The 21,402-nt window shown below is 71.7% G+C and carries 16 protein-coding genes; 5 read left to right on the forward strand and 11 right to left on the reverse strand.

Annotated elements, in window-relative coordinates:
• Window positions 1-3: 3 nt before the first annotated feature.
• From hydA to QC385_RS32105, 7 genes are all read right to left on the reverse strand, one after another.
• On the reverse strand, window positions 4-1,404 hold the full coding sequence (gene hydA, locus QC385_RS32075) for a dihydropyrimidinase (RefSeq protein ID WP_279544857.1): 1,401 nt from the start codon (window positions 1,402-1,404) through the stop codon (window positions 4-6).
• Between the two features lie 91 nt (window positions 1,405-1,495).
• A complete protein-coding gene (locus QC385_RS32080; RefSeq protein WP_279544858.1) occupies window positions 1,496-2,338 on the reverse strand; it encodes a nitrilase-related carbon-nitrogen hydrolase in 843 nt (280 codons plus the stop codon).
• A gap of 156 nt (window positions 2,339-2,494) precedes the next feature.
• Window positions 2,495-4,069, reverse strand: coding sequence for a PucR family transcriptional regulator (locus QC385_RS32085; protein ID WP_279544859.1), 1,575 nt, complete (start codon window positions 4,067-4,069; stop codon window positions 2,495-2,497).
• A 28-nt stretch (window positions 4,070-4,097) separates the two neighbouring features.
• A complete protein-coding gene (locus QC385_RS32090) occupies window positions 4,098-5,384 on the reverse strand; it encodes an aspartate aminotransferase family protein (protein WP_279544860.1) in 1,287 nt (428 codons plus the stop codon).
• Window positions 5,381-6,223 carry a nitrilase-related carbon-nitrogen hydrolase gene (locus QC385_RS32095; protein ID WP_150483930.1) on the reverse strand — a complete coding sequence of 281 codons (843 nt, stop codon included), beginning with the start codon at window positions 6,221-6,223 and terminating at the stop codon, window positions 5,381-5,383. Before QC385_RS32095 ends, QC385_RS32090 begins: the two co-directional genes overlap by 4 nt.
• 170 nt (window positions 6,224-6,393) lie before the next feature.
• The gene (locus tag QC385_RS32100; protein WP_279544861.1) at window positions 6,394-8,676 is read right to left on the reverse strand and encodes a hypothetical protein; all 2,283 of its coding nucleotides are present in this window, start codon (window positions 8,674-8,676) and stop codon (window positions 6,394-6,396) included.
• A gap of 112 nt (window positions 8,677-8,788) precedes the next feature.
• A complete protein-coding gene (locus tag QC385_RS32105) occupies window positions 8,789-9,040 on the reverse strand; it encodes a helix-turn-helix domain-containing protein (RefSeq protein WP_279544862.1) in 252 nt (83 codons plus the stop codon).
• A 32-nt stretch (window positions 9,041-9,072) separates the two neighbouring features.
• On the opposite strand from QC385_RS32105, the gene map reads away from it, so the two are divergent.
• Entirely contained in the window at window positions 9,073-9,840 is a 768-nt protein-coding gene (gene map, locus QC385_RS32110) for a type I methionyl aminopeptidase (protein WP_279544863.1), read from the forward strand.
• 198 nt (window positions 9,841-10,038) lie between these two features.
• Window positions 10,039-12,570, forward strand: a complete 2,532-nt coding sequence (locus QC385_RS32115; RefSeq protein ID WP_279544864.1) for an ATP-dependent Clp protease ATP-binding subunit — start codon at window positions 10,039-10,041, stop codon at window positions 12,568-12,570.
• A gap of 76 nt (window positions 12,571-12,646) precedes the next feature.
• Here the strand turns inward: QC385_RS32115 and ggt are convergent, their stop codons facing one another.
• Window positions 12,647-14,446, reverse strand: coding sequence for a gamma-glutamyltransferase (ggt, locus tag QC385_RS32120; RefSeq protein WP_279544865.1), 1,800 nt, complete (start codon window positions 14,444-14,446; stop codon window positions 12,647-12,649).
• A 104-nt stretch (window positions 14,447-14,550) separates the two neighbouring features.
• Between ggt and QC385_RS32125 the strand changes: the two genes are divergently transcribed.
• Both QC385_RS32125 and QC385_RS32130 read left to right on the forward strand, forming a co-directional pair.
• Window positions 14,551-15,315 carry a hypothetical protein gene (locus QC385_RS32125; RefSeq protein ID WP_279544866.1) on the forward strand — a complete coding sequence of 255 codons (765 nt, stop codon included), beginning with the start codon at window positions 14,551-14,553 and terminating at the stop codon, window positions 15,313-15,315.
• A 116-nt stretch (window positions 15,316-15,431) separates the two neighbouring features.
• Window positions 15,432-17,000: a CocE/NonD family hydrolase gene (locus QC385_RS32130; RefSeq protein ID WP_279544867.1), complete on the forward strand. Its 1,569-nt coding sequence runs from the start codon at window positions 15,432-15,434 to the stop codon at window positions 16,998-17,000.
• Window positions 17,001-17,223: 223 nt separating this feature from the next.
• On the opposite strand, the gene QC385_RS32135 is transcribed toward QC385_RS32130, so the two are convergent.
• Entirely contained in the window at window positions 17,224-17,967 is a 744-nt protein-coding gene (locus QC385_RS32135) for an amino acid ABC transporter ATP-binding protein (RefSeq protein ID WP_279544868.1), read from the reverse strand.
• Window positions 17,968-18,157: 190 nt separating this feature from the next.
• Window positions 18,158-18,565, reverse strand: a complete 408-nt coding sequence (locus tag QC385_RS32140) for a DUF6278 family protein (RefSeq protein WP_279544869.1) — start codon at window positions 18,563-18,565, stop codon at window positions 18,158-18,160.
• 220 nt (window positions 18,566-18,785) lie between these two features.
• Here QC385_RS32140 and QC385_RS32145 point away from each other — a divergent pair, with 220 nt between their 5' ends.
• Entirely contained in the window at window positions 18,786-20,546 is a 1,761-nt protein-coding gene (locus tag QC385_RS32145; RefSeq protein WP_279544870.1) for an SGNH/GDSL hydrolase family protein, read from the forward strand.
• A 30-nt stretch (window positions 20,547-20,576) separates the two neighbouring features.
• Here the strand turns inward: QC385_RS32145 and QC385_RS32150 are convergent, their stop codons facing one another.
• Entirely contained in the window at window positions 20,577-21,356 is a 780-nt protein-coding gene (locus QC385_RS32150) for an exodeoxyribonuclease III (protein WP_279544871.1), read from the reverse strand.
• Window positions 21,357-21,402: the final 46 nt, after the last annotated feature.

The following is a 21,402-nucleotide window of genomic DNA, read 5'->3' on the forward strand; positions in this document are numbered from 1 at the left end:
CTCCTAGTTGAGGTACTGACAGGTGGAACGCGGGGTGTAGACGCCGTGCCCGGCGTGCCCGGTGTACTCCCGCTCGGTGATGACGGGTTCGCCGCGCGAGAGGACCGTCTCGACCCGGCCGGTGACGTGCTTGCCCTCGTACGCCGAGTAGTCGACGTTCATGTGGTGAGTGTCGGCCGACATGACCTGCTCGGCGTGCGGGTCGTAGATGACGACGTCGGCGTCGGCGCCCGGCGCGATGGTGCCCTTCTTCGGGTAGAGGCCGAACATCCGGGCCGGGGTGGCGCAGGCGATCTCGATCCAGCGGCGGCGGGAGATGTGCCCGTCGAGGACCGCCTGGTGGAGCAGGTCCATACGGTTCTCGACGCCCGGGAGGCCGTTGGGGATCTTGGAGAAGTCGCCGCGGCCGAGTTCCTTCTGGCCGACGAAGCAGAAGGGGCAGTGGTCGGTGGAGACGACCTGGAGGTCGTTGGTGCGCAGACCCCGCCACAGCGCGGCCTGGTGCTCCTTCGGCCTGAGCGGGGTGGAACACACGTACTTCGCGCCCTCGAAGTCCGGCTCGGCGAGGTTGTCGGTGGACAGGAACAGGTACTGCGGGCAGGTCTCGCCGAAGACGTTCAGGCCCTCGTCGCGAGCCCGGGCCAGCTCGGCGACCGCCTCCGTCGCCGAGACGTGCACGACGTACAGGGGCGCGCCCGCGACCTGGGCGAGCTTGATGGCACGGTGAGTGGCCTCCGCCTCCAGCAGCGCCTTGCGGACCTCGCCGTGGTAGCGCGGGTCGGTCTCGCCGCGGGCCAGCGCCTGCTCGACCAGGACGTCGATCGCGATGCCGTTCTCGGCGTGCATCATGATCAGTCCGCCGTTCTCGGCGGAGCGCTGCATGGCGCGCAGGATCTGGCCGTCGTCGCTGTAGAAGACGCCCGGGTAGGCCATGAACTGCTTGAAGGAGGTGACGCCCTCCTCGATCAGCAGGTCCATCTCCTTGAGTGTCTCCTGGTTCACGTCGGAGACGATCATGTGGAAGCCGTAGTCGATGGCGCAGTTGCCCTCGGCCTTGGCGTGCCACGCGTCGAGGCCTTCGCGCAGGCTGTGCCCGACGCTCTGCACGGCGAAGTCGATGATCGTGGTCGTGCCGCCCCAGGCGGCGGCGCGGGTGCCGGTCTCGAAGGTGTCGGAGGCGAAGGTGCCGCCGAAGGGCAGCTCCATGTGGGTGTGGGCGTCGACGCCGCCGGGGATGACGTACTTTCCGGTGGCGTCGATGGTCCGCTCGGCGGTGAAGGCCTCGGCGGCGGGGGTGCCGGAGGCTGCGAGGGCGGCGATTCGGCCGTCCTCGATCAGGACGTCGGCGTGGATCTCGTCGGATGCGGTGATCACCAGGCCGCCGCGAATGACTGTACGGCTCATCGGTCGCTCCTCACGGTGTGCACGTGACGGTTGTTCGTGGCTGGTCGCGCCCACGCGGCGGTAGCCGCACATCGAGCACGGGCCCGCGCCCCTAGAGGTCTGTCAGCGGGCCGTACGCCCCGGGCGCCCTGTCCCTGTAGAACTGCCAGCGGTCGCGGACCTCTCGGAGTTTGGCCATGTCCAGGTCGCGGACGACCAGTTCGGGCTCCTTGTCGCTCGCCACCTCGCCGACGAACTGGGCCTCCGGGTCGACGAAGTACGAGGTTCCGTAGAAGTCGTTGTCGCCGTACTCCTCGACGCCGACCCGGTTGATCGCGCCCACGAAGTACTCGTTGGCGACGGCCGCCGCCGGCTGTTCCAGCTGCCAGAGGTAGCCGGACAGGCCGCGCGAGGTGGCCGAGGGGTTGAAGACGATCTCGGCGCCCGCGAGGCCGAGAGCCCGCCAGCCCTCGGGGAAGTGGCGGTCGTAGCAGATGTAGACGCCGATCTTGCCGACGGCGGTCTCGAAGATCGGCCAGCCGCTGTTGCCCGGGCGGAAGTAGAACTTCTCCCAGAAGCCCCTGACCTGCGGGATGTGCGTCTTGCGGTACTTGCCGAGGTAGGAGCCGTCCGCGTCGATCACGGCGGCGGTGTTGTAGAGGACGCCGGGCTGTTCCTCCTCGTACATCGGCAGGACCAGGACGATGCCCAGTTCCTCGGCGAGGGCCTGGAAGCGGCGGACGATCGGGCCCTCGGGGATCTGCTCGGCGTACTCGTAGAAGGCCGGGTCCTGGACCTGGCAGAAGTACGGTCCGTAGAACAGCTCCTGGAAGCACAGGACTTGGGCACCCTGCGCGGCCGCGTCGCGGGCCGCCTGCTCGTGGACCTGGATCATCGACTCCTTGTCGCCGGTCCAGGCGGTCTGGAAGACGGCGGCGCGGATCACTCGGCTCATCGGGACCTCCGGTCGCTCGGTGTGCCGTGAGCCTAGGAAGCCGGGAGGTCCTCTTTGAGTTGCACCGTGTCACGTCTGCGGGCGTGCGGCGTGTCACCGTGTCACTCTGCCGTGAGCCCATGTTTCACCGCCGTTTTCCCAGGTGGTCGGGTTGTTTCACCGTTGTTGCGCGTCGTGCGCGAGGAGTGCGATGTGCACCGAGGCGGCCTGCTCGAAGTCGTCGAGGTCCACTCCGAGGCGGACCTGTATGGCTTCCAGGCGGCGGTAGAGGGCGGGCCGCGAGACGTGGTGGAGCTGGGCGGTCCGGGACTTGTTGCGGCCGGTGGCGAGGTAGGTGCGCAGCACGGACAGCAGGTCCTCCTCGGTCTCGCACAGCAGCCCGTCCAGCTCCCGCTCGGCGAAGGACTGCACGTGCGGGTCGTCGCGCAGCAGGCGGATCAGGCCGCGCAGGTGGACGTCCCGCAGGCGGACGACCGGCGGGAGCTCCAGGGCGGCGGCGGAGTCGGCGACGGCGTCCGCCACGTGCCGGGCCTCGCGCAGTCCGGCGGGGACGTCGTCCCAGGCGGCCCGGGGGTCGGCAGCGGCGACGACCGTGCGGGCCGGTCCTGACTCGGTGCGCAACCGGGCCGCGAAGTGCGCGGCGAGGGCGTCCGCGTCCTGGTCGCGGGGGAGGCTGAGCAGCACGGCGGTGGCTCCGTCGGCCAGTTCGGCGACCAGCCCGGGCAGACCCAGTAGGCGCAGCAGCCGGTCGAGCCGGGGGGTGTCGCCGTCGCGGACGACCAGCGGCACGAACGTCCGCCGGTTGACCGGCAGCCCGGCCGCGCGCGCCCGGGGCAGCAGTTGCCGTGCCGGTACGACGCCGCTGACCAGGTCGGTGAGCAGGCTCTGCGCGGACTGCTCCTCCCAGGAGCACGCGGCGCCGCCGCCGAGCATGCGGTGCAGGACGAGGGCCTCGGCGGCGCGGTCGGCCAGCAGCCGTCCGGTGGTGGTGTCCCCGCGGTAGCCGCACAGCACGATCCGGCCCCAGCGCTCCCCGCGCCCGCCCAGCTCGGCCCTGATCCAGCCGTCGCCCTCGGTGCCGCCGGCCTGTCGCGCTATGCGCTCCCAGTCACGCAGCACGTCGTCCACCGCCGGCCGCTCCCCCGCCGTGCCGAGGACGCGGTGGGCGAGGTTGGTGACGACGACCGGGCAGGCGCTGTGCCGGGCGACCTCGTCGAGCAGGCGTTGCAGCGGGGCGCCCGCGGTGATGAGGGCAGTGAGTTCGGTGCGGACGGCCTCGGAGAGGCTGACGGCGGCGAACTTGCGCCGAACGAGCCGTGACTGGACCTCCTCGGTCAGTTCGGCGAAGGGGAAGGGCCGGTGCAGGACGACCATCGGCAGCCCGCACCGCTCGGCCGCCCGGCGCATCACGGCCGGGGCGGCGGGAAAGGCGCGGCCGAGTCCGAGGACGACGGCGGAGGCGTCCGCGCGGTGCAGCGACCGGACGTACTCGGCCTGTTTCTCCTCGTCGCCGGCGAGCAGCACCCCGGTGGTGAGGACCATCTCGCCGCCGCTGAGCATCACACCGACGTCGGCGGCCTCGGCGACGTGCACCCAGCGCACCGGCCGGTCGAGATGGCTCGCGCCGGCCACCACCTCGGGCTCCCCGGCGAGCACCCGCTCAAGGGTGAGGACCTGGCGGACCGACAGGGCCGGTTCCAGGGGCTCCCAGATGTCCGGGGTGGTGGTCATGGCGGACTTCCCTTGCCTCAGTTCACTGCTACTGGATGCTCCTCAGAGCGTTCTCGAGGATCGCGGCGCCCTCCTCGGCCTCCGCGACGTTGAGGGACAGCGGCGGTGCGACGCGCAGCGAGCTGGTGTTGTGGCCACCGCCCTTGCCGATCAGCAGACCGCCCTCGCGGGCCGCCTCCAGGACGGCCGCCGCGGTCTGCGGGTCGGCCTCGTCTGTCCCCGGTTTGGTGATCTCGATGCCGATCATCAGCCCGCGGCCGCGCACCTCCCGTACGGCCGGCACCTGCGCGGCGGCGGCCCGCAGCCGCTCGATGAGCAGCCCGCCGACGCGCCGGGAGTTGCCCTGGAGGTCGTGTTCCAGCAGGTAGTTGAGGTTGGCGAGGCCCGCCGCCATGGTGATCTGGGTACCACCGAAGGTGGAGATGCTGTTGGAGTCCAGGCAGTTCATGATCTCGGAGCGGGCGACGACACCGCCGATGGACATGCCGTTGCCGATGCCCTTGGCGAAGGTCATGATGTCGGGCGGCCCGTTCCGCCCGTGGGCCTGCCAGCCCCAGAAGTGTTCGCCGGTGCGACCCCAGCCGGTCTGCACCTCGTCGGCGATCCACAGGATGCCGCGCTCGTGCAGCACCTCGCGGAAAGCGGCGTACAGCCCGTCCGGCGGTGAGGTGAAGCCGCCGACGCCCTGGATGGGTTCGGCGATCAGCGCGGCCGGCGCGCGGGTGTGCCCGAGCAGGTCGACGAGGTCGTCGACGCAGGCCGCGATGAAGTCGTCGTCGCTGAGATGGGCGTACGGGCCGCGGGTGCGCACCCCGCCGTGGACGTAGAGCGTCTGGAGCGGGGACAGCGAGGTCGGGGACCAGCCGCGGTTGCCGGTGATGCCGACCGAGCTGAAGGAGCGGCCGTGGTAGCTGTTGCGCATCGCCAGGATCGTGTTGCTGCGCCGGTAGGCCGTGGCCAGCAGCAGGGCGGTGTCGTTGGCCTCGGTCCCGGAGGTGGTGAAGAAGACGCGGGCGTCCGGGATGCCGCTCAACTTGGCCACCCGCTCGGCGAGTTCGACCATCGGCCGGTTGAGGTAGAGGGTCGAGGAATGGACGATCCGCCCGGCCTGCTCGCTCACCGCCTTGGTCACCTCGGGCAGGGCGTGCGCGGTCATCGTGGTGAGGATGCCGCCGAAGAAGTCGAGGTACCGGTTGCCATGGGCGTCCCAGACGTGGCGGCCCTCGCCGTGGGTGATCTCGAGCGGGTCCTCGTAGTAGAGGGCGAGCCAGTCGGGGAGCACGGCCCGGTGGCGGCCCAGCAGGTCGTCGGTCACGGCTGCACCAGTCCTTCGTAGGCGTCGGGGCGGCGGTCGCGGTAGAAGGCCCACGTCTGCCGCACTTCTTCGATGAGGTCCAGGTCCAGGTCCCGGATCACGAGCTCCTCCTGGCCGTCGCTGGCGAGGTCCCCCACGAACTGCCCGCGGGGGTCGACGAAGTAGCTCGTCCCGTAGAAGTCGTTCTCGCCGTACTCCTCCTGCCCGACGCGGTTGATCGCGGCGATGTAGTACGCGTTGGCGACGGCGGCCGCGGGCTGCTCCAGCCGCCACAGGTGGGACGACAGGCTCCGGTGGGTGGCGGAGGGGTTGTAGACCAGCTGGGCGCCGGCCAGTCCGAGCTCCCGCCAGCCCTCCGGGAAGTGGCGGTCGTAGCAGATGTAGACGCCGACCTTGCCGGCCGCCGTGTCGAAGACGGGCCAGCCGAGGTTGCCCGGCTTGAAGTAGAACTTCTCGCGGAAGCCCTTGAGCTGCGGGATGTGGTGCTTGCGGTACTTGCCGAGGTAGGTGCCGTCGGCGTCGATCACGGCCGCGGTGTTGTAGTAGAAGCCGGGCTGCTCCGCCTCGAAGACCGGCGCGACGATCACCATGCCGGTCTCGCGCGCGAGTGCCCGCATGCGCCGCACGGTCGGCCCGTCGGGCACGGGCTCGGCCCAGCGGTAGTGTTCCGGCTCCTCGACCTGACAGAAGTAGGGGCTGTTGAAGACTTCCTGGAAACCGATGATCTTCGCGCCCCGGCGAGCCGCCTCGCGGGCGTGCTCCTCGTGTTTCGCCACCATGGACTCGGTGTCGCCGGTCCAGGTGGCCTGGACCAGGGCGGCACGTACGACGTTGGCCATGAGCTGCTCCTTCGACGCGACGTCAGCGCCTCTACGCCCGTAGAAGCGGGCCGTAGAGCCACGAACGTAAGCCTCCGGCACGGGCTTGCCAAGACCATCGTCGCCAACCCGCGGTGCCGGGCGCGATTCGCACTCCTGTGGGTGAGTCGCCGAGGGCACGGCCTCCCCGGTCAGGCGGGGAATCCGGCGACCCGGAGGGCGTGGAGGAGGTCCCAGCGGCGCTCGTCCGACACGCCCTGCGCGGCCTCCAGCAGGAGCGGTACGAGGGTCTGCGGGCCGGGCTCGGCGCTGCGGGCCGCCTCCTCGGGGGTGCGGGCTCTGACGTACGCGTCGAGCAGCGCCCGCACCTCGCGGTGACGCCCCTCGGCGACGAGTCCGAGGACGGCCTGTCCGATCTCGCCCGGCGGCCGGGCGACGCCCTGCCGCAGGATCTGCTGCCCGTCTTCCGTGCGCCCGGCCGCGCCCAGCGCGTCCGCCGCGGCGACCAGCCGTCCGGCGGGCAGCGAGGCGGCCTCCCAGAGCAGGGTCTGCCAGTCCGCACCCAGTCCGGCCCGCTCCAGCTCGTGCCCGAGCAGCGGAAACCGGGCCGGGGCCCAGGTCGCGGCCTCGACCAGCAGGGCGTGCGCCTCGCCGCTGCGCCCCTCCTTCCGCAGCCGCGCGAGCGCCTCGACGGCCTGCACGACGTCCCTCCGCTCCGCGCCGCCGTCGGCCGCCGCGACCCGCGGCTCCGGCCGCTCCTCCCCCACCTCTTCGGCGGCCCCGGCGAACCGCGCCCCACGCGGCTTACGGCGACCGGTCACGGGGGCGGGTTCGGGGAGCAGCGGCACGGCGGCGGGCGGCACGACGACGGGTACGGCGTCCTCCTCGACCATCCCGGCGAAACGGGCACCGCCGCGGCGGCGCTTGCGTTGCTTGGGGGCGACGGGCTGGGGGGCCGTGGGCTCGGGGGCGGCTGGGGGCTGGGCGGCGGGCGAGCCTTCAGTGGCGGCTTCCCATGAGGTGCGGTCGCTTTGGGCAGGGCCGCCCTGGAGGGCGTCAGCGGCGTGGCCGACCGCGGCGGGCCGGGAGGCGGCACCACCCGCCGGGTACGCGCGGTCCTGGGCGTCGGCCGGGCCACCCGGAGCCGCGAAACCATCGGACGCCCTACCGGCCCCGGCTTCCCCGGAGGCGGCCGCCCCACCCACCGGATACTCACCGTCCCGGGCACCCGCCCGGCCACCCGGAGCCGTGAAGCCACCGGATGTGCCACCTGACGTCTCTTCCCGGGACGTGGCCCCGCCCGCCGGATACACACGGTCCTGGGGATCGGCCCGGCGTTCCGCCCCCGCGCCCGCGTCCAATTGCCGCGGGTCATAACGACCGGCGGAACCCGTCACGGCCGACGACTGGTCCTCGTGGGGCCCGGGCATGGCAGGCGCTCCGCGGTCGTACGGGCCGCCCGGGGCTGATCGCATACGGCCCCGGTCCGATACCGGGCCACCACCCTCACGGCCGCGGCTGCTGTCCGACGCCGGGCCACCGCCCTGATGGCCGCGGGTGCTGTCCGAAACCGAGCCACCACCCTCGTACCCACGACCACCGCCCGACACCGGCCAGTCATCCGTATACCCACGGCCACCGCCCGACACCGGCCAGTCATCCGTATACGCACGCCCCCCTGCCGACCGACCACCATCCGCCGCCGCCGCACCAGGACTCGCCCCCATGCCGGGCTCTGGTCGCGAACCCCCGTCCGCCGCTGCGAAGCCTGCGCCGTTCGGTCTGCGCCACGCGCCCGACCAGGTGCCGTCGTCGTCCGGGGACCCGCCGCCGCGCGGGCCGTGCCGCCCGCCTGAGGCAGCGCCCTCCGCCGCGCCGGCCCCGCCGGACACACCCGCGGCGGCTCCCGGCACGCCGGCATCCCGTCCGTCCCCGGTGCCCCACGCCGAGTGGCGCACCTCCTGATCGCGGCGGTCCAAGTCGGCCATCCGCGCCCGGAGTTCCGCGCAGCGCGCTGTCGCGCGCTCGTGGTCGTCATGGGCCCAGGCGAAGTCGACGCGGAGGGCGTCGGCCTCTTCGCGGGTGGCGGCGGTGGCGAGGAGGCGGATCAGGTCCGCCTGGCGTTCGGCGGCGTACTTCTGCTCACGGAGCATGACGTCGAGCCGGTCCCGGAGGGCGTCGCGGCCGCCGGGCCCGGCGTCGTACGCGGCGAGCGCGGCGGCGTGCAGGGACCGGGCGCGTTCCGTCTCCGGGCCGGCGCCCCCCGGGCCGTACTGCCCGGCGAGATCCTGCAACAGCGCCTCGACCACGTCCCAGGGCGGCATCTCGCGCCCGTCGAGACAGGCCCGCATGCCCTCGGGGTCACGCTGCCAGAACACCGCACACCAGCCCCCGGACGGGTCCAGGCGTGCCAGCAGACCGTCCAGGTAATGCGCGAACTCCCGTACTTCATCCGGGAGCCGATCCGCCGCCATCGCTCAACTCCCGCTAGACCGGAGCACTCCGGTCAGTAGGCAACACCAGTCGTGTTACAGCGGTGCTACGGGGAGTTTTCACACGGGGCGCAGGAGCCTCATCGACGTGTCGTCAGAGCGGCACCAGCACGCACTGCCCGGCCAGTTCGTCCATCGACAGCCCGAGCGCGCCCGCCAGCGCGGCCACCGTGAAGAAGGCCGGGGTCGGAGCCCGCCCGGTCTCGATCTTGCGGAGCGTCTCCGGGGAGATGCCCGCGCTCGCGGCGACCTCCGTCATGCTCCGGTCGCCACGCGCCGCACGCAGGAGCCGGCCGAGCCGCTCGCCGCGTTCGCGCTCTTCGGGGGTGAGAGGGGTGCGCACCATGACCCCATTCTAATACCGGTATAGTAATTGGCATGGTTGAGCTGAAGACCGATTCCTCCATCGACGCGATGTACGAGGCGGGCCAAGTCGTAGCCCGCGCCCTGACGGCCGCACAGAAGGCCGCTGACGTGGGCGTCTCCCTGCTGGAGCTGGACGAGGTGGCGCATGACGTGCTGCGCGAGGCGGGAGCGACCTCCCCCTTCCTCGGCTACCGGCCGTCCTTCGCACCGACCCCCTTCCCCGCCGTCCTCTGCGTCTCGGTCAACGACGCGATCGTGCACGGCATCCCGACCCGCTACCGACTGCGCGACGGCGACCTGGTCTCCATCGACTTCGGCGCGGAACTGGGCGGCTGGGTCGGCGACTCCGCGCTCAGCTTCGTCGTGGGCACCCCGCGCGAGGCCGACCTGCGCCTGATCGAGACCGCCGAGCGGGCCCTCGCGGCCGGCATCGAGGCCGCCGTCGTCGGCAACCGCATCGGCGACATCGCCCACGCGATCGGCACGGTCTGCCGCGCCGCGGGCTACGGCATCCCCGACGGCTTCGGCGGCCACGGCATCGGCCGCCGGATGCACGAGGACCCCGGGGTGCCGAACGAGGGCCGCCCGGGGCGCGGGATGCGCCTGAGGCACGGCATGGCGCTGGCGATCGAACCCATGGTCGTCGCGGGCGGCACGGACACCTTCCACGCGGCCCCCGACGGCTGGACCCTGATGACGGACGACGGCTCCCGCGCGGCCCACGCGGAGCACACGGTCGCGATCACGGACGCGGGGCCGAGGATCCTGACCGCACGCTGAGATCCGCCGGGCACGCCGAGATCTGCCGGCATTTGCCCGATACACACCGAAGGTGCCTCTTGCCCGCGATCGTGCGAAGGTGTTCTACGAGCGCGCCCCAGGTGTAACGGGCTGCCACCCGGGTTACCCGACCCCGGCACGTCGACCAGCGAGGGCGTCCCCCGCCCGCGCGCCGGGGACGCCGGGAACGGAAGGCCCATGAGCAGCGGCTTCAGCAGCCCGGAGGGCTACGGCTCGGATCCCTTCGGAGAATTCCTCGCACGCTTCTTCGGCGGACCGCGTCCGGGTCCCCGGCAGATCGACATCGGCCGGCTGCTCAGCCAGCCGGCCCGGGAGCTCGTCCGCGGTGCCGCCCAGTACGCCGCCGAGCACGGCAGCCGGGACCTCGACACGGAACACCTGCTGCGGGCGGCGCTGGCCACCGAGCCCACCCGGACCCTGCTGACCAAGGCCGGCGCGAACCCCGACTCGCTGGCGTCGCAGATCGACGAGCGGTCCGGCCCGGCCCAGCACTCCCCCGATGACGCACCGCCTCCGACCGCGCTCTCCCTCACCCCGGCCGCCAAGCGCGCCCTGCTGGACGCGCACGACATGGCTCGGGCCCGCGGCTACGGCTACATCGGGCCGGAGCACGTGCTCAGCGCCCTGGCCTCGAACCCGGACTCGGCCGCCGGGCACATCCTGAACGCGGCCCGCTTCGCCCCCTCCAACCCGCCCGAGGCGCCGGAGGCCCCGCAGGCCGAGCGGCCGCGCCCGACGAACACGCCGACCCTCGACAAGTACGGCCGTGACCTCACCGAACTGGCCCGGCAGGGCCGTATCGACCCGGTGATCGGCCGGGACGAGGAGATCGAGCAGACCGTCGAGGTGCTCTCCCGCCGCGGCAAGAACAACCCGGTGCTGATCGGTGACGCGGGCGTCGGCAAGACGGCCATCGTGGAGGGGCTGGCGCAGCGCATCTCCGAGGCGGACGTGCCCGACGTGCTGACGGGGCGCCGCGTGGTCGCCCTGGACCTGACGGGCGTGGTCGCGGGCACCCGCTACCGGGGTGACTTCGAGGAGCGGATGAACAACATCGTCGGCGAGATCCGCGCCCACTCCGACCAGTTGATCATCTTCATCGACGAGCTGCACACGGTCGTGGGCGCCGGTGCCGGTGGCGGCGACGGCAGCTCCATGGACGCCGGGAACATCCTCAAGCCGGCCCTCGCCCGCGGCGAACTGCACATCGTGGGCGCCACCACGCTGGAGGAGTACCGCCGGATCGAGAAGGACGCGGCGCTGGCCCGCCGCTTCCAGCCGATCATGGTGCCGGAACCGACCGCGGCGGACGCGATCGAGATCCTGCGCGGCCTCCAGGACCGCTACGAGGCCCACCACCAGGTCCGCTACACGGACGAGGCGCTCGTCGCCGCCGTGGAGCTGTCCGACCGCTACCTCACCGACCGCCGGCTGCCGGACAAGGCGATCGACCTGATCGACCAGGCCGGCGCCCGGGTCCGGCTGCGCGCCCGCACCAAGGGCACCGACGTGCGGGCCATGGAGCGTGAGCTGGAGCAGCTGATCCGGGACAAGGACCAGGCGGTCGCGGACGAGAGTTACGAGCAGGCCACCCAGTTGCGCGACCGGATCATGGACCTGAAGCAGCGGATCACCCAGGCGGGCGGCGACCACGAGATCGACGAGGGCCAGGACCTGGTGGTCGAGGCCGAGGCGATCGCCGAGGTGGTGTCCCGGCAGACCGGCATCCCGGTCAGCAGCCTCACCCAGGAGGAGAAGGACCGCCTGCTGCGTCTGGAGGAGCACCTGCACGAGCGGGTGGTCGGCCAGGACGAGGCCGTGCGGGTCGTCTCGGACGCGGTGCTGCGCTCACGCGCCGGACTCGCCAGCCCCGACCGGCCGATCGGCAGCTTCCTGTTCCTCGGCCCGACCGGCGTCGGCAAGACCGAGCTGGCCCGGGCGCTCGCCGAGGCCCTGTTCGGCAGCGAGGACCGCATGGTCCGCCTCGACATGAGCGAGTACCAGGAGCGGCACACGGTCAGCCGCCTGGTCGGCGCCCCGCCCGGCTACGTCGGCCACGAGGAGGCCGGCCAGCTCACCGAGGTCGTCCGGCGGCACCCGTACTCGCTGCTCCTGCTGGACGAGGTGGAGAAGGCCCATCCGGACGTCTTCAACATCCTGCTCCAGGTCCTCGACGACGGCCGCCTCACCGACTCACAGGGCCGCACGGTCGACTTCACCAACACCGTCATCGTGATGACCAGCAACCTCGGCTCCGAGGTGATCACCCGCCGCGGCGCCTCCGTGGGCTTCGCGTCGGGCGGCGCGGACGCGGACGAGGAGGCCCGGCGCGAACAGATCCTGCGCCCCCTGCGCGAGCACTTCCGCCCCGAGTTCCTCAACCGCATCGACGAGATCGTCGTCTTCCGCCAGCTCAGCACGGAACAGCTCCGCCGGATCACCAACCTCCTGCTGGACCGCACCAGGTCCCTCGTCCAGAGCAAGGGCATCTCGGTGACGTTCACCGACCGGGCGGTGGAATGGCTGGCCGACCACGGCTACGAGCCGGAGTACGGCGCCCGCCCGCTGCGCCGCACGATCCAGCGCGAGGTGGACAACGAGCTGTCCCGGCTCTTGCTGGACGGCAGGGTCGCGGAGGGCGGCCGGGTGACGGTGGACGTGGAAGACGGCCGCCTGACGTTTCAAACGCAGGTAAGTGCAACGCCCTGACAGGGGCGCGGGACTGTGCCGATTTGCGGCTCCGCCGCGTGGGCGCGACCAGCCCCCACGCACCCTCAGACGGGACTCAACGCTCAGGCCGCACCACCATCGCCGACCCCCCACCCCGCCGCACAGTCTCAGCCGCGGCGAGCCACTTCCCACCCGGCAACCGCTGCACCCCTGTGGCCGCCCCGATCTCCGGGTTGGCCTTGAAGGAGTGCCCGATCGCTTCGAGCTGCTTCCGCACGCCGCTGTCGAGACCGGGTTCCAGCTCGGTCTGCGCAGCATTCCGCTGACTGGCCCGCGGCGCCGCGATCGCGTCGACGAGCGGCAACCCCCGGTCGAGGAACCCGGTGAGCGTCTGAAGAACCGTCGTGATGATGGTCGCCCCACCCGGCGACCCCAGCGCCACCACGGGCCTGTCATGCCGGTCGAGAACGATCGTCGGCGACATGGACGACCGCGGCCGCTTCCCCGGCCCCGGCAGGTTCGGGTCGTGCACGGCGGGATTCGCCGGGGTGAAGGAGAAGTCCGTCAACTCGTTGTTGAGGATGAACCCCCGCCCCGGCACGGTGATCCCGCTGCCGCCCGTCTGCTCGATCGTGAGGGTGTAGGCGACGACGTTCCCCCACTTGTCGGCCACCGTCAGGTGGGTCGTGCTGTCGCCCTCGTACGTCGTCGGAGCGGCCGTACCGCCGGAGCCGCACGCCTTCGGGTCGCGCGGATCACCCGGCGCCACAGGGCTCGTGAGCACCGCGTCGTCCTTGATCAGGCATTCGCGCGAGTCGGCGAACCGCTGGGACAGCAGTCCCTTCGTCGGCACGTCCTCGAAGGCCGGGTCGCCCACCCAGCGGCCCCGGTCCGCGAAGGCGATCCGGCTGGCCTCGATGTAGCGGTGCAGGTACTTCGCCCGGCTCGCCTTCGACAGGTCGGTCCGCTCCAGGATGTTGAGCGCCTCGCCGACCGTCGTACCGCCGGAGGAGGACGGCGCCATGGAGTAGACGCCGAGGCCGCGGTACGAGGACTCGGTGGGTGCCTGGAGCCTGGTGCGGTACGCGGCCAGGTCCCTCTCGGACAGGTCGCCGGGGCGGGCGTTCCAGCCGGAGGACGGGTCCACGGGCGGCTTGTTGACCGTGTCGACGACGTCCCGGCCGATGTCCCCGCGGTAGAGGGCCCCTACGTCCTTGCGGGCCAGCTCCGCGTAGGTGCGGGCGAGATCGGGGTTCTTGAAGGTGGAGCCGACGACGGGGAGCCGTCCGCCGGGCAGGAACAGCTCGGCGGTGTCCGGGAAGTAGCGGAAGCGGGTCTCGTTGGACGCCGTCTGCGCGCGGAAGGTCTCGTCGACCGTGAAACCGTCCCGGGCGAGCCGCTCGGCCGGCTTCAGGACGCTCGCGAGCCGCTTGCTGCCCCACCGGTCCAGCGCCGTCTGCCAGGTGGCGGGCGTGCCCGGCGTGCCGACGCTCAGGCCGCTGCTGACGGCCTGGGCGAAGGGGACGGGCTTGCCGTTCTCGACGAACAGGTTCTTGCCGGCCGTCAGCGGGGCGGTCTCCCGGCCGTCGATGGTGCGGACCGTACGGGACTCGGCGTCGTAGTAGACGAAGTAGCCGCCTCCGCCGATGCCTGCCGAGTAGGGCTCGGTGACGCCGAGCGCGGCGGCCGTGGCGACGGCCGCGTCGACGGCGTTGCCGCCCTTGCGCAGGACCTCGATCCCCGCCGCGGAGGCGTCCCGGTCGACGCTGGAGACGGCGCCGCCATAGCCGACGGCCAGGGGCGTCTTCTCACCGCCGCTGCTCTGCGCGGTGGGCGGCGCCGCCCCTCCCACCGACACCACCGCGGCGGCAGAAACCGCCAGGACCGTCAGATTCCGTGCGACAGGGCGACGCATCCGCACCTCCAGTCAAAGGCCGTCCGCGCAGCTTAATTCATCGCCATGGCCGCGTCAGGAATGCCTCGAACGCCGGTGCGTCGAGCCCGCTACCATGCGCGCCCATGAATGACGACGTGCGCAACATCGTCCTGGGCGTGGTCGCGGCGGGTATCAGCGCGGCGCTGGGCTGGCTCGCCCGTACGTTCCTGTGGAAGCGGAAACTCCGGCGCAGGCAGGCCTTCTTCGGGCTGCCGGAGAACTCCGAGTCCCTGCTCGTCGTCAACCGTGATCCGGCCGCCACCGAGCCGGCGGTGCACCGCTTCGACGTGTACGCGCTCCTGGAACTCTCGGCGCTCATCAAGGGCTGCGGAGCGCACCTCCATGTGGTCACCCAGGACACGGCCCATCAGGGCTTCGGCGAGCGCACCGAGTTCTGTGTGGGCGGCCCGGGGTCCAACCGGCGCATGGTGGCGCACATGGCGGCCATGCTGCCAGGCGTGCGCGTCAACATCGACGCCGAACCGGGGCCGGACCGGGGCGCCTTCCAGATAGGCGGCGAGCGCTACCGCATGGATCCGGGCATCACCGAGTACGTCCTGCTGGCCAGGCTCACCGCCGGTGACCGCCGCGAGGCGCGTCCGGTGTTCCTCTTCTGCGGTCAGCGGGCCATCACCAACCAGGCCGCCACCCGCTACCTCGCCCGCAACCACGAGCGGCTGTCCCGCAAGTACGGCAACAACTCGTTCGTGCTGCTGCTGAAGGTGATCAATTCGCAGGCGTACGGCCCGGATGTCGTCGAGTTGGTGGCGGACGTGACGCGCGCGGCCCAGACCCCGCTGCCCGCAGCGGCGACGCCGGCTCCACGCAACAGCCACCGGGCCTCCTGAAGTCCTTCACTTCTCAACAATCGTTACTGGCACGTAACTTACCGACGGGTTACCGCTGGTAAGGGGCCGAGGTTACCGTCTGGTCACTTTGCACTGACACGAGTGAGGAGTGACCCGTGGGACACCACCGCAAGGCCCTGCGCACCACCGCCGTAGGCGCCGTCTCGGCGACCCTGGTCGCCGGCACAGCCCTCGGACTCTCCCCCACCGCCCAGGCGGCGCCGAACCCGATCCGGTTCGTCGACATCGCCGGCGACGGCGGCACCGTCCTGAAGGCCAACGTCGTCACCCCGGCCGGCGCCGACGGGAAGCACCGCTACCCGCTGCTCGTCATGCCCACGAGCTGGGGTCTGCCCCAGGTCGAGTATCTGGCCCAGGCCCAGAAACTCGCCGACTCCGGGTACGTCGTCGTCACCTACAACGTGCGCGGCTTCTGGCAGTCGGGCGGCGAGATAGAAGTCGCGGGTCCGCCCGACGTGGCCGACGCCTCGAAGGTCATCGACTGGGCGCTCGCCAACACCCCCTCGGACGCCGGGCACATCGGCATGGCGGGCGTCTCCTACGGCGCCGGCATCAGCCTGCTCACCGCCGCGCACGACAAGCGGGTCCGCGCGGTCGCCTCGCTGAGCGGCTGGGCCGATCTGATCGGCTCGATCTACTCCGGGCGCACCCAGCACGTCCAGGCCGCCGCCCTGCTGGACGGCGCGAGCCTGGTCACGGGCCGGCAGGGCGCCGAACTCCGGCGGGTCTTCGACGACTTCTACGCCTCCAACCTGGCGAAGGAACCGGAGCTCATCGCTTGGGGGAAGAAACGTTCCGCCGCGACTTACGTCGACCGGATCAACAGCAACGGCACGGCGGTCATGCTCGCCAACGCCTGGGGCGACACGGTCTTCCCGCCCAACCAGTACGCCGACTTCTACGAGAAGCTGACCGGCCCGAAGCGGCTGGAGATGCGCCCCGGGGACCACGCGACCGCCGAGCTGACCGGCCTGTTCGGACTGCCCAACGACGTGTGGAAGGACACCGAGCGCTGGTTCGACCACCACCTCAGGGGCGAGGACAACGGCATCGACCGGGAACAGCCCGTCCAGCTCAAGTCCCGCTCCGCGGGCGGCTACGAGGGCTACCCCGACTGGAAGTCGGTGGCCGCGACGAACCGCAAGATCGACCTCGCGGGCACGACCACGATCCGTACGAACGTGAACTCGGGGGCCGACGGCGGAGTCGTCTTCCTGTCCAGCATCCTCGACCAAGTGGCCCAGCTGCCCCCGGTCGCCTCGATCCCGCTGCTCCCCCGCCGCTGGGCCGCCGTGTGGCAGTCGGAGAAGTACGCCACGGCGCAACAGGTCCGCGGAACGGCGAAGTTGCACACGACCCTCACTCCGACCAAGGAGAGCGGCACCCTCGTCGCCCACCTGTACGACGTGGGGCCGCTCGGCCTCGGCAAGCTGGTCTCCCACGCGCCGTACACCTTCCACGGGCGCACCCCCGGAAAGCCGTTCGGCGTCGACCTGGAGCTGTACTCCACGGCCTACGACGTCCCGGCCGGGCACCGCCTCGCCCTGGTCGTCGACACGGTCGACCCGCTCTACATCGAGCACAACCCGTCCGGCGCGCAGCTGACCTTCTCCTCGCCGGTGAACGACCCGTCGTACGTGTCGGTTCCGCTGCGCGAGCAGTGATCTCCGGCTGCTGCCGGACGGGCCTGGCCGATGTGAACCGCCGCCCCCGTGGCCGACAGGGCCGTGGGGGCCGCACCCGGCGGGAGTGGCCCGCGAAGCGGGCGGGCGGTCTGCTCACCCCGGGCGGGATCGGCGGAATTCGGCGAAGTCCCCCTCTCCGACAGGGATGAAGGGCACATGGTAGTCGAGGCCCGAAGCGACGAGCCGTCCGGAGCCCCTCCGTTCAGTGCTTGAGGATCTTGGAGAGGAAGTCCTTGGCGCGGTCGCTGGTGGGGTTGGTGAAGAACTCGTCGGGGGTGCGGTCCTCGACGATCCGGCCGTCGGCCATGAAGACGACGCGGTTGGCGGCCGAGCGGGCGAAGCCCATCTCGTGCGTGACGACGATCATGGTCATGCCGTCGCGGGCCAGCTGCTTCATGACCTCCAGCACCTCGTTGATCATCTCCGGGTCGAGGGCCGAGGTCGGCTCGTCGAAGAGCATCGCCTTGGGCTCCATGGCCAGGGCGCGGGCGATGGCCACGCGCTGCTGCTGGCCGCCGGAGAGCTGCGCCGGGTACTTGTCCGCCTGGTCGGCGACGCCGACCCGGTCGAGCAGTTCACGGGAGCGCTTGTCGGCGTCCTCCTTCTTGCGCCCGCGCACCTTGACCTGCCCCAGGGAGAGGTTCTGAAGGACGGTCTTGTGGGCGAAGAGGTTGAACGCCTGGAACACCATCCCGACGTCGGCGCGCAGCCGCGCGAGGGGCTTGCCCTCCTCGGGCAGTGACTGCCCGTCGAGGATGATCTGTCCGGACTCGATGGTCTCCAGACGGTTGATCGCCCGGCACAGGGTGGACTTTCCCGACCCCGACGGGCCGATGACCACGACCACCTCCCCCCTGCCGACGGTGAGGTTGATGTCCTGGAGGACATGCAGCTCCCCGAAGTGCTTGTTGACGTCACGCAGCTCGATCAGCGGATCGATGGCCATGCTCAGCCCTACTCACTCTCAGCTGTGTGGTGGTTGCCGCAACGTATCCAGGCAAGATCGTACTTGTCGGGCGACACGCACTTTTCGATCATTAGCCGTATTTACGGCGCATTTTGGGCCAAAGGTTTCGAGGCTCAGCGGTTCTGAGGACCAAGGGTTCTGAGATCAAGGGTTCTTCTGAAGACCAGTCTCACGCCTCCGCGACTTCCGCGTACAGCTGGGACAGCTCGGGCACGCCGTTCGCGGCCCATTCGTGACCGGAGTCCACGACGTCGAACTCCCGGCCGGAGGCGAGCCGCACGACGGGCTGCCCGTCGGACCGGATCTCCCAGGCCGCTCCGGGCACGGTGCGCACGATGACGGTGCCCAGGTAGAGCCCGGCGTCGTTGCCGAGCCAGGTCAGGGTCTCCTCGTCGTCCCGCCAGAGTGGCACGAGCTGGTCCAGCGCCTCCAGCGAGGCCGCCGAGTCGTCCAGCCGGACACCCACCCGGGACGCCTGGGAGCGGAGCAGTTCACACTCGGCAAGGAGTTCCGCGATGCCTGCCGGATCGGGAACCCCGAGCTTCCGGCGCCGGTTGCCCAGGAAAGGGATGTTCATACGTCCAGCGTGTCATTCGTACCGCCGTACGCACCACAGGCGCGCGGGCTCTCCGGTACCTGACAAGTTCACGCCGATTTCGTGCAGGGCTCGTTGACGTGCCTCCGCCGTCTCCCTAGTTTCACCGTGCGTCGTCCGTCTCGGCTTTCGCCGTGTCTTCTGTTCCGTCCCTGCGTTTCGTCTTGTTGCGTCGTGTGTCGATGAGCGGGAGGAGTCGGCCGTGCGCCGATGTGTCCGGGGGATCCTGATCGTCCTGGCCCTGTGCGGGTCCCTGGTGCCGGCGGTGCCGGCGCAGGCCGCCGAGGAGCGGGGGGCCGCGCCGGTTCCGCTTGAGCGGCTGTTCGACAACGTCGCCGTCAGCGACGACGGACGGCCCGAGCAGGCCGACTTCGACGGTGCCGGTGCCTCCCTGTCGGCGCGGGACCTCGCGGCCGCGGGCTGGACGCCCGGCCGCGGCCTCACCGTCCAGGGAGCCCGGCTGACCTGGCCGCGGCGGCAGCCCGGCGAGCCGGACAACGTCCGCGCGGCCGGCCAGGACGTTCGCGTCACGGGGCGTGGGGACGCCCTCGCCTTCCTGGTGGCGGGCACCTCCGGCACCGAGGTGGGCGGCCCGGGCGTGATCACGTACGCGAACGGCACCCGTTCCGGGTACCGGCTGACCACGCCCGACTGGCGCACCGGGCCGCTCGCCACGAAGGCGGTGGCCCTGCCGCACATCAACACGCCCGGCGGGCAACTCGCCGAGCGAGCCCGCCTGTACGTCGTGACGGTGCCGCTGGCACCGGGGCGCCCGGTCGCCTCGGTCCGGCTGCCGCGCGCGGCCGGGCTGCACGTCTTCGCGGTGTCGGTCCGGACCGCGACGCGGGGCTGGACGGGCAGCTGGACGACGTCCACCTCCGGCTACACCCCCGCCGGGCCCTGGACGGACCGGACCCTGCGGCTCGTGGTGCACACGTCGGCCGGCGGGCCCCGGGTGCGGGTGCGGTTCGACAACACGTTCGCGGCGGCGCCGGTACGGATCGGCAGCGCGACGGTCGCCGTGCAGGCGTCGGGCGCGGCGGCACGCGGGACGCCGGTGCCGCTGTCCTTCGGCGGCGCGGGGGACGTGGAGATCCCGGCCGGGGCGCAGGCGTACAGCGATCCCCTGGGCTTCGCCGTCCCGGCGGGCGCCAACCTGCTGGTGAGTTTCCACCTGCCCGGCACGGTGACGGCGGCGCCCGTGCACCGGCTCGCGCAGCAGCGGTCGTACGTCAGCGGGCCGGGCGACCACGCGGCGGACGGCTCCGCCGACGCGTACACATCGGTGATCACCAGCTGGCCGCTGCTCGCCGGGGTCGACGTGAGCGGCGGCCCCGGGTCCGTCGTGCTGCTCGGGGACTCCATCACCGACGGCGACAAGTCCACGGTGGACGCGAACCGGCGGTGGCCGGACGTGCTGGCCGGCCGGCTGCTGAAGCAGACCACGGTTCCGCGCTACGGCGTACTGAACCAGGGCATCTCGGGCAACCGCGTGGTCACCGACCGGTATCCCGGTGACGGGGTGTCCACGGACGCGGCCGGAGTGAGCGCCCTGCACCGGTTCGACCGGGACGTCCTCGCCCAGCCGTCGGCCCGGACGGCGGTCGTCTTCGAGGGCGTCAACGACCTGCGGTGGGACACCTCGGCGGAGCAGGTGATCGCGGGACTGCGGGAGCTGGCGGCACGCGGGCACGCCCGGGGCGTCAGGATGCTCGCGGCGACGATCCTGCCGTGCGAGGGCGAGGCGCGCTGCACGGCCGCCGTGGACGCCGAGAGGGTCGCGGTGAACGAGTGGATCCGGGACGGCCAGGTCTTCGACGGCGTGCTCGACTTCGACGCGGTGGTCCGGGATCCGCAGCGGCCGTCCCGGATGCTGCCCGCGTACGACAGCGGGGACCATCTTCATCCGGGCGACGCGGGGCTGGCGGCCCTGGCGGACTCGGTCGACCTGCGGTTGCTCTAGGCCTGTCGTGCAGGTCGTCTCAGGCGGTTCCTAGACGTCGAGGTCCACCACGACCGGCGCGTGGTCCGACGCGCCCTTGCCCTTGCGCTCCTCGCGGTCCACGTACGCGTCCTTGACCGCCTTCGTGAACGGCTGGTTGGCGTACACCAGGTCGATGCGCATGCCGCGGTTCTTCGGGAAGCAGAGCTGGCGGTAGTCCCAGTACGTGAACGGGTGCTCGTACTTCAGGGGCCGCGGGACCACATCGGACAGGCCCGCCTCGCGCAGGGAGGCGAGGGCGGCGCGCTCGGCCGGGGTGACGTGGGTGGAGCCCTCGAAGGCCGCGCGGTCGTGGACGTCGTCGTCCGTCGGCGCCACGTTGTAGTCGCCCATCACCGCGAACGGGCGGCTGCCGGACGCGTCTGAGGCGACGGCCGCCTTGAGGGCCTCGAACCACTGGAGCTTGTAGGCGTAGTGCGGGTGGTCCACCTCGCGGCCGTTCGGCACGTAGACCGACCAGACGCGCAGCGGGCCGCACGTCGCCGAGATGGCGCGGGGCTCCACCGAGCCGTCGAACCCGGGGTCGCCGGGCAGGCCCTTGACGACGTCCTCGATGCCGACGCGGGAGAGCACCGCCACGCCGTTCCACCGGCCGGTCGCGTGGACCGCCGCCTCGTAGCCCAGCTCGCGCAGCTGCTCCGTCGGGAACTGGTCCTCGGCGACCTTGGCCTCCTGGAGGCACAGCACGTCCGTGCCGCTGCTCTCCAGCCAGGCCAGGAGCCTCGGCAGGCGGGCGGTGATCGAGTTCACGTTCCAGGTCGCGATGCGCATGTCCCACAACCTACCCGGCGGGTCTGACAACGCGGCCCGGTGCCCT

It is taken from the genome of Streptomyces sp. DH10, assembly GCF_029813805.1.
Taxonomy (GTDB): Bacteria; Actinomycetota; Actinomycetes; order Streptomycetales; family Streptomycetaceae; genus Streptomyces; species Streptomyces coeruleofuscus.